This is a genomic window from Streptomyces sp. BYX5S, assembly GCF_054724165.1.
Window position 1 is genome coordinate 4,149,465 of sequence record NZ_CM138829.1, and the last position, 14,955, is coordinate 4,164,419.

At 70.4% G+C, this 14,955-nt stretch carries 14 protein-coding genes; 5 read left to right on the plus strand and 9 right to left on the minus strand.

From position 1 onward, the window contains the following. Positions 1-69: 69 nt before the first annotated feature. A complete protein-coding gene (locus tag ACYBSK_RS18905; protein ID WP_460242545.1) occupies positions 70-609 on the minus strand; it encodes a GOLPH3/VPS74 family protein in 540 nt (179 codons plus the stop codon). A gap of 228 nt (positions 610-837) precedes the next feature. On the opposite strand from ACYBSK_RS18905, the gene ACYBSK_RS18910 reads away from it, so the two are divergent. Then, complete coding sequence (locus ACYBSK_RS18910) at positions 838-1,857, plus strand: alpha/beta fold hydrolase (RefSeq protein WP_460242546.1); 1,020 nt, start codon at positions 838-840, stop codon at positions 1,855-1,857. Between the two features lie 48 nt (positions 1,858-1,905). Here the strand turns inward: ACYBSK_RS18910 and ACYBSK_RS18915 are convergent, their stop codons facing one another. From ACYBSK_RS18915 to ACYBSK_RS18935, 5 genes are all read right to left on the minus strand, one after another. After that, positions 1,906-2,706 carry a GNAT family N-acetyltransferase gene (locus ACYBSK_RS18915; protein WP_460242547.1) on the minus strand — a complete coding sequence of 267 codons (801 nt, stop codon included), beginning with the start codon at positions 2,704-2,706 and terminating at the stop codon, positions 1,906-1,908. Positions 2,707-2,797: 91 nt separating this feature from the next. Further along, entirely contained in the window at positions 2,798-3,598 is an 801-nt protein-coding gene (locus tag ACYBSK_RS18920; RefSeq protein ID WP_460242548.1) for an SDR family NAD(P)-dependent oxidoreductase, read from the minus strand. A 208-nt stretch (positions 3,599-3,806) separates the two neighbouring features. Further along, positions 3,807-4,241, minus strand: a complete 435-nt coding sequence (locus ACYBSK_RS18925) for a nuclear transport factor 2 family protein (RefSeq protein ID WP_460242549.1) — start codon at positions 4,239-4,241, stop codon at positions 3,807-3,809. A 130-nt stretch (positions 4,242-4,371) separates the two neighbouring features. Then, complete coding sequence (locus ACYBSK_RS18930; RefSeq protein WP_460242550.1) at positions 4,372-4,995, minus strand: TetR/AcrR family transcriptional regulator; 624 nt, start codon at positions 4,993-4,995, stop codon at positions 4,372-4,374. Positions 4,996-5,086: 91 nt separating this feature from the next. Next, complete coding sequence (locus ACYBSK_RS18935) at positions 5,087-5,854, minus strand: alpha/beta hydrolase family protein (protein ID WP_460242551.1); 768 nt, start codon at positions 5,852-5,854, stop codon at positions 5,087-5,089. A gap of 266 nt (positions 5,855-6,120) precedes the next feature. Between ACYBSK_RS18935 and ACYBSK_RS18940 the strand changes: the two genes are divergently transcribed. Further along, positions 6,121-8,253 (plus strand): ATP-binding protein, encoded by a 2,133-nt coding sequence (locus tag ACYBSK_RS18940; RefSeq protein ID WP_460242552.1) that lies wholly within the window; start codon positions 6,121-6,123, stop codon positions 8,251-8,253. Positions 8,254-8,295: 42 nt separating this feature from the next. On the opposite strand, the gene ACYBSK_RS18945 is transcribed toward ACYBSK_RS18940, so the two are convergent. Further along, positions 8,296-9,327: an LCP family protein gene (locus ACYBSK_RS18945; RefSeq protein WP_460242553.1), complete on the minus strand. Its 1,032-nt coding sequence runs from the start codon at positions 9,325-9,327 to the stop codon at positions 8,296-8,298. Positions 9,328-9,708: 381 nt separating this feature from the next. On the opposite strand from ACYBSK_RS18945, the gene ACYBSK_RS18950 reads away from it, so the two are divergent. Further along, entirely contained in the window at positions 9,709-10,236 is a 528-nt protein-coding gene (locus ACYBSK_RS18950; RefSeq protein WP_460242554.1) for a hypothetical protein, read from the plus strand. A 108-nt stretch (positions 10,237-10,344) separates the two neighbouring features. Here the strand turns inward: ACYBSK_RS18950 and ACYBSK_RS18955 are convergent, their stop codons facing one another. Next, positions 10,345-12,108 carry an ABC transporter ATP-binding protein gene (locus tag ACYBSK_RS18955; RefSeq protein WP_460242555.1) on the minus strand — a complete coding sequence of 588 codons (1,764 nt, stop codon included), beginning with the start codon at positions 12,106-12,108 and terminating at the stop codon, positions 10,345-10,347. 81 nt (positions 12,109-12,189) lie between these two features. Then, positions 12,190-13,125 (minus strand): hypothetical protein, encoded by a 936-nt coding sequence (locus ACYBSK_RS18960; protein WP_460242556.1) that lies wholly within the window; start codon positions 13,123-13,125, stop codon positions 12,190-12,192. Positions 13,126-13,429: 304 nt separating this feature from the next. Here ACYBSK_RS18960 and ACYBSK_RS18965 point away from each other — a divergent pair, with 304 nt between their 5' ends. Both ACYBSK_RS18965 and ACYBSK_RS18970 read left to right on the plus strand, forming a co-directional pair. Beyond that, entirely contained in the window at positions 13,430-13,834 is a 405-nt protein-coding gene (locus tag ACYBSK_RS18965) for a hypothetical protein (RefSeq protein WP_460242557.1), read from the plus strand. A gap of 1 nt (position 13,835) precedes the next feature. Further along, entirely contained in the window at positions 13,836-14,861 is a 1,026-nt protein-coding gene (locus tag ACYBSK_RS18970) for a hypothetical protein (protein ID WP_460242558.1), read from the plus strand. The last annotated feature ends 94 nt before the right edge of the window (positions 14,862-14,955 follow it).

Genomic DNA, 14,955 nt, shown 5'->3' on the forward strand with positions numbered 1-14,955 from the left:
GCAGAGGAGAAACCGACAAGAACATGTCCCACGGCGTTCAACTCCGCGCGGCGGCCAAGTGGCCAGCTGTCAGGGGGCGCGCCAGATGTTGTCGAACGCGGCGTTCTCGATCGACCGCTTCCGGCGCACGGCCCCCAGTTCCGACACCGCGTTCCCGACGGCGACCAGCACCGTCGCCGTCACGTCGTCGCCGGGGTCCGCGATGCCACTGTCCGGGTCCCCCTGGATCCCGGAGAGTGTGGCCAGGGCCGTCAGGGCCGCCGTTCCGTCCGACGCCTGTCCTGTGCCCGGCAGATGTCCGGCCCGCCCGGTCCGCTCCACCTCGTCGGTGTAGCGAGCGAAGAGGCCGTTGCCCCGACGCCACAACCAGTCCTCGACCGACTCGTACGGCTCCTGCCGCTGGAGCTGAGCGGCGGACTCGTCCAGCAGGCGGTCACCGGTGGCGGGCGGCTCACCCGGCACGATGCGGTCGTCCTCCACCGTGAGGGCCCGAGCCGCGACGAGGTCGAGGAGTTCGGCGCCGGCGAGCGCCAGCGACATCTCCCCTTGCTCCACCGGGCGGTCCTTGGTGTACAGAGCGAGGGTCGCGAGCTCGCGTGCGGTGTTCATGGGTGACTCCCTGTCGGTCGGGTGTGAGCGGTGAACCCACATGATTGTGACAACCGAACGGCCGGAACGCCGCGCAATTCCCCTCGGACCACGAAAGTGTCCTGCGTCGCGGACTTTCCCTCCTTGACACGTATGACTGAGGAGGAGGAAGGTAATCACCATTCAATGCGGTGATGCGTGTGCATGTATGTGTTGCGCGTGTGCCGTCCAGCGGACGAGAGGAACGACGTGATCAGCAGACGCGGAGTGGCGCGGACCAAGGCGGTGGCGGCGGGCGCCGCCGGTCTCTCCGGGGCGGGCCGGGCTTCCGCGACCCCGAAGGAAGCCACCTCGCGGGCCTACCGAGGACTCGGGCCGTTGCGCCACGTGCGCACCGACGTCCTGGACATCGCCTACCACGACGTGGGCCCCGCCGACGGCGTACCCGTGATCCTGCTGCACGGCTGGCCCTTCAGTCCGGCCGGCTCCTACGGCGAGGTGGCGCCCGCCCTCGCCGCGCGCGGCTTCCGCTGCTACGTCCCCTACCTGCGCGGCCACGGCGGGACCACCTTCCGCCGCGCCGGGACCTTCCGCTCCGGCCAACAGGCCGCGCTGGGCGCGGACCTGATCGACTTCATGGACGCGCTCGGCATCCGGCGCGCCCTCTACGCCGGATACGACTGGGGCGGGCGCGCCGCCAACGTGGCCGCGGCCCTGTGGCCCCACCGCTGCGCGGGCCTGGTGTCCGTGAACGGCTACCTCATCCAGAACCTCGCGGTCACCGACGAGCCACTGGCGCCCTCCGTCGAATCGGGGCTCTGGTACTTCTTCTACTTCCTCACCGACCGCGGAGCGAAGGGCCTGGAGCGCGACAGGGAAGGCCTGGCCCGCGTCGTCTGGCACCGCAACTCGCCGGCATGGCAGTTCACCGAGGCGGAGTTCGCGCAGGCCGCCCGGTTGTGGACCAACCCCGACTACGTCGAGGTCGTACTGCACAGCTACCGCCACCGACTCGGCGCCACCCCCGGCGCACCCCGCTACGCGCAACTGGAGCGCAAGCTCCTGGACCAGCCGACGATCACCGCGCCCACCGTCACACTCGACGGAGACGCCGACGGCGTCACGCCGTGGACGGACGGCAGCGCCTACGCGCCGCACTACCCCGGCCGCTGGGTGCACCACGTGATCCCCGGCGCGGGCCACAACCTCCCCCAGGAGCGCCCGGAAGCCTTCGTCTCCGCGGTCCAGGAAGCCCACGAACTGCGCTGATGACGCCGACGGCGACGGGGCGATCCTCCCGACGCCGACCGCCCGGCGTCAGTCCTTCAGCGCGTAGAAGCGGATCGGCGAGTTCGGCTCGAACCCGATCCGCGGGTACACCGGCGCCCCGGCGGCGGTCGCGTGCAGCGTCGCCCGCGTCAGCCCGGTGGCGCGCGCCCCCTCGTACAGCGCCTTGCGGGTGACCGCCTCGCCGTAGCCGCGGCGCTCCCAGCCCGGATCCGTGGCCACCAGCACGACGAACAGCCGCCCGTCGGCCTCGACCGCCCCGGCGCAGGTCACCGGCACACCGTCCCGCAACCCCAGATAGGCGTGCACCCGGTCCCGCCACATCACGGAGCCTTCGAGCCCGTCCCGGCCGTCCTCGACGGGGAACCCGTAGGCACGTGCGTTGATGTCCGCGTACGCCAGCAGATGTGCCTCGGTCGTCACCCGTACGAAGGTCAGCTCGGGGTGGGCCGGTTCGGGGACGGGCAGGAAGTCGCCCGCCATGCCCGTGCCGGGGAAGGCGAGTTCGAGGCCCGCTCGCGCGGCTTCCGCGTCGAGCTCGGCGCGGGCGTCCTCGGCGAGCAGACCGTCGAAGACCCACAGGAACCCGGGGTGCTTCTTCGACCGCATGATGCCGGCCGCCTCGCCGAGACGCTGTCGCGCGAGAGCGGAATCCACACCGGTCTCCGTCAGCGTCAGGCAGTTCCAGAAGGCGAAGCGGCAGTCCGCCCAGCGGACGGCGATCCCCGGCAGATCGCGGACGTCCGCGTCCGGGTCCCGGTCGAGCACCATGGCCCGCCAGGCCACGGCGAGCTGCTCCATCGATTCGGTCGAGTCCGCGAGATCGTGCACCAGAACCCCTCAGGTCGTCGGGTGTGCGGGAGGCTCCCGCTCCCTGTGAACGACGCCGGACGTGTGAAGGTTCACCAGGTGTGGCCCGGGTTCAGAAGGCGGAGCGGATGAGCCCGCCGTCGACGCGCAGGGTGGCTCCGCTGACGTACTGGGCGTAGCCGCTGCACAGGTACGCGACCGCCGCCGCGATCTCGTCCGGCTCACCGAAACGCTCCTGATCGTTGGGGATGAGCGCCTCGACGGCGTTGGGCCGGATCTCCTCCCACGTGGTTCCCCAGCCGCGAGCGGGCCCGATCCCGGTGACGAGTTCCTTGGTGGCCTCGACGAGGACGGCTCCGGGGGAGACGACGTTGGAGGTGACGCCGGTGCCCTTCAGCTCACGGGCCAGCGACACGGCGAGGTTGTGCCGGGCCGCCAGGGTGGCGTTGTACTGCGGGTGGGTGTTCATCGGCTGGGAGGCGAGGCCTCCACCGATGGTGACGACCCGCCCCCAGCCGCGCTCCCGCATGGCCGGGACCAGGTGCTGGATCATCCGGACGCCCGAGACCACGTTGACGTTGTAGGTGTCCCGCCACTCCTCGGGGCTCGCCTCGGTCCACGACAGGTGCCGGTAGAAGCCGGCGTTGTTGACGAGGATGTCGACGGGGCCGTCCGCGCTCGCCGCCCGTGCGACGTCGGCGGCGGCCGCGTCGTCGGCGAGATCGCCCACTGCCGTGGTGGCGCTGCCGCCCGCCTCGCGGATCTCCCGCGCGACCTTGTCCGCACGCTCCTGGTTTCTGCCGTGCACCACGACGGCGGCCCCCTCGGCGGCCAGCAGCTTCGCGGTGGCCTCACCGAGCCCGGAGCTCGAACCGGTGACGAGCGCACGCTTTCCGTTCAGATTCAGGTTCATGTCCCTGCGTCCCTCTCTCGGGTTCCCCGGGGGTTCTCACGGCCGCGGAAGTGTGTCATCACCGACAAGTATACAGCTGTAGACGTCTCGGCGCGCCGAGAGGCGTCCACCCCAGGACGAGAAGGTCATGTTCATGTCAAGAACGTCGAGATGCCGAGGAGCTGGGCCAGACATCGTCTGGCCGGCGAATCGCGCGCGAGGGCGTGCCTCAGCGCATGTGAAAGCTGATGTCGCCCACCAGGTGAATGCCGATCCGGCGCTCCGCGAACCGCCACTCGCCGTCCCGCTCGACGAAGCGGTCCCGGTATCGGCCCGCCGCGATGGGCTGAAGAGGCAGCCCAGGAACGGCCTGGAAGATGGTGACGTAGGACCGCGCGGCGGCCACGCGGTCCCGCTCGTCGACCTCGACGTTGATGTTGGTGGTCACATGATGGGTGCGCGGTGTGCCGTCGCCGTAGACGATCACGCGGTCCCGGAGCATCCCCTCGACGGCCTCGCTCCCCACGAATTCGGTTCCGTCGCTCCCGACGAAGACCCCTTCGGTGAAGAGCCGGCCCGCACCGGCGAGATCCCCGGTGTCGACCAGCTCGGCATACGTGGCGATCAGGTTCTCGACGGCGCGAACGGCGACGGCTGCGTCCATGGCGAGCGGCCCCTTCCTCAGGTCGGATTTCCTCGGGTCACATTGCTGTACGCGGTGCGGTCGACGATCGAGCCGGTCCCCAAGGCCACCGGGCCGGCACCGCCCGGCACCGGCGACCGCTGACAGCCTGCTAGCTGCCGTCGGTACGGGCCTGGCCGCCGTCGGGCGCGGGCGCCGAACCCGCATCACCGGTGACAGGGCGGAGCATCTCGGCAAGGAGATCGGCGAGGCGTTCGTTGTCGGCCGTGGCGAGGGCCGTGGTGCCGACGACGCTGCGCAGCAGCCACGTACCGGCGACCAGCGCGAGCCCGAGCTGAGCGCGCACGTCCGCGTCGGGCCCGTCGAGCAGCCCGGCCAGCCGGGCGCCCACGTGGTTCTCGACGCCCTGCCGGATGATGTCCGCCGCCGCCGGATCCGACGCCGAGCGGAGCAACAGCAGGAACGGGTCGAGCTGTTCGGCATCGGGCGCCGTGCGCTCGGCGAGCGCACGCGCGATGGAGTGCGCCGCGCCGGGGAGTTCGTCGCCGATGACCGTCGACGGAGCGAACGCGCGGTCCACGGCCTGGGCGAACAGCCGTTCCTTCGAGCCGAAGTAACGGTTGATCATCATCGCCGTGACGCCCGCGCGCTCGGCGATCTGCCGCACCCCGGCCCGCGCGTACCCGACCTCGGTGAACTCGACGACCGCAGCGTTCAGGATGGCCTCGCGTGTCGCCGCGCCGTCGCGCTTGCGGGCGGGAGATGCGGCACTCATGAGGACGATCATACGGCGGCGTGCCACCAGGGCCGGTTCGGCGATACGGGGCGCGCGGCCGGGTCCCGTCAGGCCGGCGCGGGCCCGGGATTCAGGGGCGGGGCTCGTCGAGGTACTGGTCGGCCCAGGCACTGATGATGTGCGCGGCACGTTGGGCCTGCCCGCGCGCGGTCAGCAGATGATCGGCGCCCTCCAGGGAGATGAAGCTGCGGGGGTGGCGGGCTTCTTGGAAGATCTCCGCGGCGTTGTCGATGTCGACGGTCGAGTCGGTGGGGGAGTGCGCGACGAGGAGCGGAAGGTTGAGCTCCCCGATGGTCTCGCGCAGGTGCGCCTTGCGGACGTCCTCGACGAAGGCACGCTTGAGGACGAGAGTGCGCCCGCCGACGAACCACTGATGGGAACCGTCGCTGAGCACACGGTCCAGCACGGAGTCGTACTGCCGCTCGACGTGGCTCGGATCGACGGGCGCGGCGATGGTCGCGAGGGCCCGCAGCCCGGCAATGTGTCGGGCGGCGGCGAGGGCCGCGGCGCCTCCCCAGGAGTGCCCGACGAGAAGGTCGACGGGCGTGCCGCGTTCGGCCATGAACGCGGCGGCGCGGATCGTGTCCTGAGTCTTGACGGTGAAGGAACCGTCACCCCAGTCGCCGTCGGAGTCGCCGATGCCGAGGTTGTCGAAACGCAGCGTGCCGATGCCTTCGCGGGCCAGCTGCTTGCTGACGCGGGAGGCGGCCGGCGAGTCCTTGCCAAGGGTGAAGCCGTGGGCGAAGAGCGCCCACCCGCGGACCTCGCCTTCCGGCAGGTCGATCACCCCGGCCAGTTCGGGGCCGACGGTGCTGGGGAATCTGACGCGTTCTTTCATCTGTGGTGCTCACCTAGGCAGGGACCGATCGGGGACGCGGCACGCGCGCGACACCGTCCGCCGTCCATCGCACGGGCGCCGGGCGGATGTCGTCGCGAGCCGACGAGCAGCATGTCATGAGCGGGACGCCGTTTTCGACGGGCCGAGGCCGCCGACCCCGGCGGGACGCCGTGCGGGCCGGGGACCGGCACGGCGGCCTGATGCGCTGGGGGTGAATATCGGCTGATGTGCCCACGGGTGGCCGAGCGTTGCTGAAGACTCCCTCTGTGCTGACGAACCTGCCGGACGAGTCCACGTGTTTTGTCGGGCGAGCCACCGAGCTCGCCGAACTCGCCGCGATGCTCGACGCGCCTGGTGTGGTGACGGTGACCGGCGGTGCGGGCGTGGGCAAGTCGCGTCTGGCACTGCGGGCGGTTCGGGACCGGGAGTGGACGGGTTTCAGCGCCGTGTGCTGGACGGATCTGTCGCCGCTGCGCGGGGGTGAGTTGCTGGCGGCTTCCGTGGCGGACGCGCTGCACCTGTCGGACCATACGGCGCGCTCCCTCACCGAGGTGCTGCGCGAGTGGATCGGCGACCGGCGGGTCCTGCTGGCTTTTGACTCCTGCGAGCATCTCGTGGAGTCGGCCGCGGACCTGGTCACCGACCTCGTGGCGGTCTGCCCTTTTCTGACGGTGCTCGTCACGAGCAGGGAGGTTCTGGGCGTGCCGGGTGAGCGGGTGCTGGGCCTGCGCCCGTTGGATCCGGCGGCGGAGGGGGTGGCGCTGTTCGGGGCTCGCGCCGCCGCCGCGGGCCGACCTCTGGACGACCCGACGGATCGCATGGTGGCGGAGCGCCTGTGCGATCACCTGGAGGGGGTTCCGCTGGCGCTGGAGCTGGCGGCGGGGCTGTTGCGACGCCGGACGGTCGGGGAGATCTGGGAGCTGGCTGAGCGGAGGATGGATCTGCCGGGCGGATTGGGTAGGTCCGCCGGCCCGTTGCGGGCGTCCTCGGACTGGTTGGGGGTGGGGCCGGACGGGGCGGGGGTGTGTCCGGTGCGGCATGGAGGACTGCGTACGGCGGTGGGGTGGAGCCATGAGTTGTGCCGACCGGTCGAGCGTTTGCTGTGGGCGCGATTGTCGGTGTTCCCGGGGGTGTTCGACGCCGAGCTGGCGGCTCAGGTGTGTTCCGGTGGCCCGCTGACCGCGCGCGAGCTACGGGCTGCGCTGGCCGGACTCGTCCGCAAATCGGTGGTCACTCCCGCGAACGGGGGCTATCGCATGCTGGATTCGGTGCGGGACTACGGCCGGATGTGGCTGCGGGAACTCGACGAGGAGACGGCTCTGGCCGAGGCCCATGCGGTGGTGATGCTCCAGGTCACCGGCCGTGCGAGGGAGGAGTGGCTCGGCCCGGAACAGCAGCACTGGTACGCGCGGATGCGGGATCTGCACCACGATGTGTGCGCCGCGATGGAGTTCCTGCTGCGCTCGCGCCACGGGACCGCGCTCGAACTCCTGGGAAACGTGGCCTTCTTCTGGGTCTGCTCCGGTCACCTGCACGATGTCGCGCATTTCGCGCAGCTCGCCCTGGTCGGGACACCGGACCCGGACCCGCGGCGGGTCCGGGGACTGTGGTCGTTCGCTCTGGCGCGGATCCTTCAAGGCGAACACGCGCAGGGACGCGGCCTCGCGGCCCAGAGCCTGCGCGCGGCCGCCGCTGCCGGCGATGTCGAAGGCATGCGCCTGGCGGCCTACCTGCTGGGTTTGGTCGCGCTGCTGGACGGGGAACCGGCAGTGGCGCTGCGCCGGGCTGAGGAGGCCCTGGACGGGCGAGGGATCGGCGGCGTGCCGGCGTCAGGCGTCGGCGACGTACCGGACGCCATGCCTCCGGAGCGGGGCACGGCGGGGGAGAGCCTGCTCCGGCTGGTGCGCGTGTTCGCACTGACCGGTGCCGGGCGCTTGAAGGAGGCTCGGCAGGAGGCGGAGGCACACCGCGACGTGTGTGTGCGGCTGGGGGAGTACTGGACCCGCTCCTATCTCGACTATCAGCTCACCTTGATCGCTCTGTGCGAGGACCGCCCCGAGCAGGCGGCCTCGCACGCACGCGACATGCTGGACGCGAAGCGGCGCATCGGCGACCAGTTCGGCATCGCGATGGGTCTCGATCTGCTGGCCGCGAGCCTGTCGGCCCAGGACGACCCCGACGGCACCGTCGCGGCGATCGCGGCAGGCAACCGCTTCTGGCACGCGGTCGGCCTCCTGCGCCGGGGGACACCCGAGGTGCTGCCCCTGTGCGAACGGACCCGTGTCCGGACCCGGCAGCGCCTCGGGACCGAGGAGTACGAGGCGCGGCTGAGCCGCGCCGTCTCCTTGGAGCCGGAGGCGCTGCTGGATGCGGTGCTGGGCCGACACGGGACCGGATGAGCGCGAACACTTCGTGTTCGGGTCGAATGAGGCGGCTGGGTGTCAGGGGGAGCAGGCCAGTTTGCTGCCGGGGACGACCGTCGGGGCGCTCATCTTCGGCGGGTCCATGAGCGCGGTGTTGGTTCCGGGACGGGTCAGGGGCTGGTCCTGGCGGAGGCGGGTGAAGAGTTCCTCGGTTTTGTCCTGGTCCCAGCGCAGTGTGGAGCCGACGTCGGGGATGAGGGGGTTGAATCCGCTGGCCGGCACGGTGGTGAACTCGGTCTGCTTCAGGGGAATGCCCCGGAGGTCGTGTGCGAGGGACACGAGGTCCTTCACGCCGATCCCTTGCTCGACCGTGTCGGGTCCGAGCACGGTGCGTGCCAGGCCCGCTGCTTTGAGCGGTTGGGAGAGGAGGTCCCGCGTGCCGGTGCCGCGCAGGGCGTTGACCAGGAAGCGCTGCTGACGCTGGATCCGTCCGAGGTCGGCGCTGGCGTCGAGGTGGCGGGAGCGTACGTATTGCAGGGCGCCTCCGCCCTTGAGGCGGTGCTGTCCGGGGGCCAGGTTCAGCTTCGTGGTGCGGTCCGAGAGACTGCGCTCGGTGCACACCGTCACTCCGTCGACGGCGTTGACGCTGTCGATGAAGCGGCGGAAGTCGATCTGCAGGAAGTGGTCGATGCGCACCCCGGTCGCGGACTCGACCGTACGCACCGCGAGGGCCGGGCCGCCCTGAGCGTACGCGGCGTTGATCTTCGCGGGGTGTGTGTTCCGTACGGTCCCGTCCTCGGCGAGTTCGGGGATCTGCGCGTAGGAGTCCCGGGGCAGGCCCACGACGCTGAGCCGGTCGCGGCGCTGCGAGAGGTGGATCAGCATCATGGAGTCGCTGCAGTTGCAGGCGGTGCCACCGGCGTAGAACTTCTTCTTCTCCGCGGGGGTGATGGTGTCGCGGCCGTCGGTGCCCAGCAGGAGGATGTTGGTGCCGTTGCCGTCCTGAGGTCGCCCGTGAACTCCCGGGAGAACATCGGCCTGTTGCGCCGCCGTGGGGACCGCCTGCCCGATCACGGTGCCGGAGACCGCCACGAGCCCGGCAGCCAGCACCCCGAGAGTCACCCCTCTTCGTGCGGCACGACCAAAGACATTCCTCATCGAGACTCTCCAGTGCAGAGGGGCAGGTGCACGCAGAGTAGGAAGATCAGCTCTTCATGCCGCAAGGCGCGCGCGACGGGAGGGCAGAGCCACCCTTTCAACGCGCCGACGACGCTCGTACGGCTCCGTGGCGGCACTCACGGCCGGATCCGGCGTGTGTCGGCGGTTCGCGCTCGTCGGCCGGACCGACTGTCCGGTGGGATGACTTCGACGGGCGTCATCGCGATTCGTGTGTCTCGGTGGTCAATGCGGTGCAATCCGGTAGGAACGACCTTGTCCGCTCGGGCGGCGCTGGCGGCCCGGGTCCTGTTGCTGTCGTGAAAGGCCCCCCTCTTGTTCTCCCGTCACTCCACCGTCCTGGCCGCCCTGGCGTTCGCGGCGACAGCGGTGCTGCCTCTGTCGTCCGCCGAAGCGACGGCGCCTACTGTCGAGCAGTCCACCGCGCAGAGGGCCGGGGCGGCCGGCCTCGCTCGCGCTGAGGTTCTCCAGCGAGCGGACTTCTGGTTCGACAGAGCCGTGCCGTACAGCCAGGCGCGTTCCAGCGCGGATCCGCAAGGTGTGCGGTACCGCACTGATTCCAGCGGTTACGCGTCGATGGTCTGGCGGCTGCCGCAGAGCCTGACCACCCACAGCCTGCCCTCGGTCAGCCACCGCATCACCAAGGACGAGCTCAGGCCGGGCGACGTACTGCTCAACCCGGAGGAGCACGTCGTGGTGTTCGCGGGGTGGGCAGACCAGCAGAGGACACGTTACGTCGCCTATGAGCAGACGCCCCCGAGTGTGCAGCGGCACACGCTCCCGTATCCCTACTACGGCCACAACAACGCCTATCTGCCGTATCGCTACGACCACATCAAGTAGTCCGCACCCGGACAGGGCGTGCCGTGGTCGCTGGGTGTGCGGGTGGTGCGTGGCGGCCGACGGCGAACGAGCTGTCGGCCGCCGGCCGCGGCTGGCGCAGGTGTGTGGTCAGGGGTGTGTGGGTTGCAGGCCGGCGTAGGCCCGGCCCCGTGCGAGGAGTTCGGTGTGGGTGCCGGACTCCAGGATGCGGCCGTGGTCCATCACCACGATGCGGTCGGCGTTGCGGATGGTGGTGAGGCGGTGGGCGACGACGAACACGGTGCGGCCGTTGACGAGCCGGGCGAGGGCCTGCTGGACGAGGGCTTCGGAGTGGTTGTCGAGGGCGGAGGTCGCCTCGTCGAGGATGAGTACGCGGGGGTCGCGGATGAGTGCGCGGGCGATGGCGAGGCGTTGCTTCTGCCCGCCCGACAGGCGTGCGCCGCGTTCGCCGACCATGGTGTCCAGGCCGTCGGGCAGTTGCTCGACGAATTGCAGGGCGTTGGAGTCGCGCAGGGCGCGCAGCAGTGTGTCCTCGCTGGTGCCGGCGAGGCCGTAGGTGACGTTGTCGCGGATGGTGCCCTCGAACAGGATCGATTCCTGGGGTACGACCGACACGAAGCGGCGGTAGCTGCGCAGGTCGAGGTCGGCCATGTCGGTGCCGTCGAGCAGGATCCGGCCGGCAGTGGGGCGGATGAAGCCGATCAGGAGGTTCAGGACCGTGGACTTGCCCGCGCCGGACGCGCCGACCAGGGCGATCGTTTCGCCGGGCCGTGCCGAGAGGGTGAAGTCCTCGACGGCCGTGTCCCCGTTGTCGTAGGCGAAGGTGACGCGGTCGAAGTCGATGAGGCCGCGAACCTGCTGCACGGGCCGTTTGCCGGCGTTGTTCTCCAGGTCGGGCGCTTGCAGTACCTCGCCGGCCGAGCGGACCGACTCCAGTCCCTTGGCGATCACGGGGGCCAGGCCGAGCAGGGTCGTCGTCGAGGTGGTCAGGACGGTGAAGAAGGCGCTGAGCATGACGACGTCGCCGGGTGTGATGGGCAGCCAGCCGTGATAGGCGACCAGGGCCGAACCGGTCAGACAGAGCACGCCGAGGAGGTTGAGCAGCACCCAGGCAGCCGAGTTGAACCGGCCGTTCATCGTGTCCAGGCGCAGCCCGGCGGCGAACACCTGGCGCAGTGACCCGTCGACGCGGCCCAGTGCGGTGCGCTCCAGGCCGTGGGCGCGGGTGATCGGGATGAGGGTGGTCATCTCGCCGACCCGGGACGACAGGTGCTCGACCTCGCGCCTGAAGTCCTCGTTGTGGTGGCGCAGTCGGCGGCGCAGCCGCATCACCAGGTACCCGGCGGCGGGTACCACGAGGAGGAAGACGGGCAGGAACTCGGGGGTGCGCACACCGATGACGACCAGACCGCCGACGAGTGTGACGACGGCGCCCAGCCCCATGTCGGAGCTCTGCTGCACCATCTGCTCGACGGCCTCCACGTCCCGGACGACCTTCGCCTGCAGGACGCTGGAGCTGACCCGGGCGTGATAGCCGATCGACAGCTGCTGCATCCGGCGGCACAGGGCCGAGCGCAGGGTGGTGCCCATGCGGCGGATGCTGCCGCCGAGCAGGCGTACGTACCACTGGTGCAGGGGGTAGTTGATGACGAGGATGAACAGGAGCAGGCCCGTGGCCTGCCACAACCGTGCCTGCGGACCGTGCTGGACGACCACGTCCAGCACGGTGGCGGTGATCAGGGGCAGCAGCCAGATCGGGCTGTGCTTGACGACGAAGACGAGGGCGGCCAGCACGAGACGGTGCCGGTCGGGGCGGAAGACGTGGCCGAGGGTACGGATCGGGTGTTCACCGCTGTAGCGGTGGTCCAGGTGGTCGGGGACGGGTTGCTGCATGGAGTGATCCCATCGCATCCCGAGCCGGAGGGAAAGCGCTTTCCGAAAAGAGCGGTGAAGGTGAGCGTGGCCTCTGCGCCCTCAGGCGAGCTCAGTGAGTCGTCCCTGTATCGCGGTCCCCAAGTCCGCCACCACCTGCTTCTGAAACGAGTAGAAGGTGACCTCACCCCGTTCGTGGTGCTGGAGTTTGAGGTACGCGGGCATGAAGCGCCGCTTGCCCCACCGCGGGTTCGAGACTGCGCCCAGGTGCACGATGTCGACGAGTTCCTCGTCGCCGACACGCAGTTGGTAGATGAGGCGTGTGGGCGAGAGCGTCAGTACCGACCAGGGGTGGCGTTGGCGCCCCGCGTCCTGGAAGGCCGCCACGTGAACGGGCGCCTCGCCGTCCAGGTGGTCGACCAGGAGGTCCAGGACCTCGTCGACCGGTGTGCCCTGCGACCCTCCTGCCAGTTCGGTGTTGCCACGGCGCACACACGCCTCGATGGCCGCTCGCGCACCCTGGCCCCGGGTCGGCGTGGACTCCAGGGCCGACCGCAGAGCGGCCTCCGTTCGTTCGCTGGCCTTCGCGCTCATGCCTGCGATCTTCACCATGCGTCCGTCGGCCTGGTGCAGGACCACGTTCCGGGTCAGGCCGAACGACGTGGGGTTGCGGATTCCGGAGGTTCCCGCGAGATCGCTCAGGAACACTTCCGAGAGATGGAAGGCCTCCTGCGGCCCGCCTCCGGACGTGGCGGCCTTGATTTTCGCCACGGCCCTCTGGAGGAGTTGGGTGCGGGCGAACAGGAGCAGCCGCCGGGACGTGATGACCAGTATGGCGGGGGTGTAATTCTTGTGCGGGTGGAGGCTGATCGCCAGCCCGTCCTCCATCTCGAAGCGGATGAGGTGGACGACGTCCTCGGCAGGGTCCAGCTGGGAATGGATACGCCGCAGCAAGGTGTTCGTGTCGGACTCGGACACCCACCACGAGCCTTCGTGCTCCGCCGATTCGTAGAGCTGCAGGAACTGTTCGAGCGTCACTGGCGTGCCTCCCGCGCGTGCAGGTCACATCTGTGTGCTGGGGACTCCCCGCTGGGACTCGACTCCCGTATGTCCCTGAGGCCCGGGGGAGCGGGTCCACACACTAGACGGGGATGGTCCCCCGACCGCTCGCTGCGGTGACCTGCCGTAGCCGACGGGCCCGGAATCTCGTACAGCGGCTGTAGGCCCTCGTCGTCCGATGCGCGGTGACGTGAACCTTCAACTTCACCGCTGTGATGACCGCCTGCATCATGGTTCGACAGGCGAGCGGCCTCGCACGGCAGCAACATCATGGGGGTGGCCGGTGACGGATCGCGAGAGGTCATCGGAAGCCGTCGCACTCGAGCGGGCGCTCGATGACATCGACGGGATCCGCGCCTTCCTGGCGAGGGAGGGCACTCCCGACGGGCGGGCGGCGGTGGACCGCCTCTTGGAGGCCGTGGACGCGGGACACGGCGTCAACGAGGCCGTGCTCGCGCTGCACCGGGCGCTCCAGGAGGCCGGCGACAGTGTGGGGCTGTTCGGCGACAACCGCGCCGAGCAGCAGCGGCCGTTGAACGGCAGCGGGTTCGGCTCCGTGCGACGTGCCATCATCGTGATCTTCTGCCCCGAGGAGAGCTGCGACCGTATCTGGACCCCCGGCGCGGACAACACCGTCCCACGGGTGTGCGAGGACCACGGAACGGCGCTGCAGTGGAGACGGGTGTGACGTGGGCGGACTCCTGAATGAGATCGGGAAGCGGCTCGCTGAACGGTGGATCTCGGCACTCGCCCTGCCCGGCCTGTTGTACGTGGCGGTGACGGTGACGGCCCGCGTGCTCGGGCAGGAGCACGCGCTGAGCCCCGACAGGCTGATGGAGCGTCTTCAGGGCTGGGCGTCGCCGCGTACGTCCGTGGCCGACGTCGTCGTCGCCGTCGCCGCGCTGCTGTTCGGCGCGGTGGTGGCGGGCATCGCCGCGCAGAGCACGGGCGCCGTAGTGGAACGGCTGTGGCTGGCAGAGGACTGGCGTGCGTGGCCGGCGCCGCTGCGCAGGGCCGCACACCGCCGGGTCGAGGCGCGGCGCCGACGCTGGGCACGCGCCGAGGCGGCCCATGCCGAAGCCACACATCAGGTGCAGCAGATCGTCGGGCGTGCCACCAGGGCGTCCGGTCCGCAGACCGACACCGTGGAGGCCAGGGCTCGCGACCGGTTGAGCCTGACCGAAGTGCAACTCCTGCGCATCTCAGCGGAAATGCCGGACCGGCCCACCTGGATCGGGGACCGCGTCGCGGCCGTCGGGCAGCGCACCGAGTCCGAGTACCTGCTCGACCTGCCCACGCTGTGGCCCGCCCTGTGGCTGACGCTTCCCGATTCGGCCCGCTCCGATCTGGGTGACGCCCGCGCGGCCCTCAACCGGGCTGCTGTGCTGGGCGGTTGGGCGCTGCTGTACGTCGCGGTGGCGGCGCTCTGGTGGCCGGCCGGCGTCGTAGGACTTGTGCTGGGGAACACCGCGCGGCGGCGTGGGAGAGCGGCCACCGACGCGTACGCCCAGTTCGTGGAGGCCGCGGTCCGGCTCTACACCATCGATGTCGCCCGGCAGCTCGGCATCGACCACCAGGGCCCGCTCGACGCCGAGTTGGGCTGGGACCTCACTTGTCGACTCCAGGGCAGGAGCCACCTGCTGAAGCTGACGGAGCCTCAACCCGACACCGGAACAAGGCCCTTGACCACCCCGACGCCACAGGACTCCACCTGATGAGCGACCACCGGGCTTCCTTGCGCAGGTTCACTGACGCGCTGGGCCGTGCGGTGCGAGGCGGCCGTGCCGCGTCCCCCGTACCGCCCCTGCG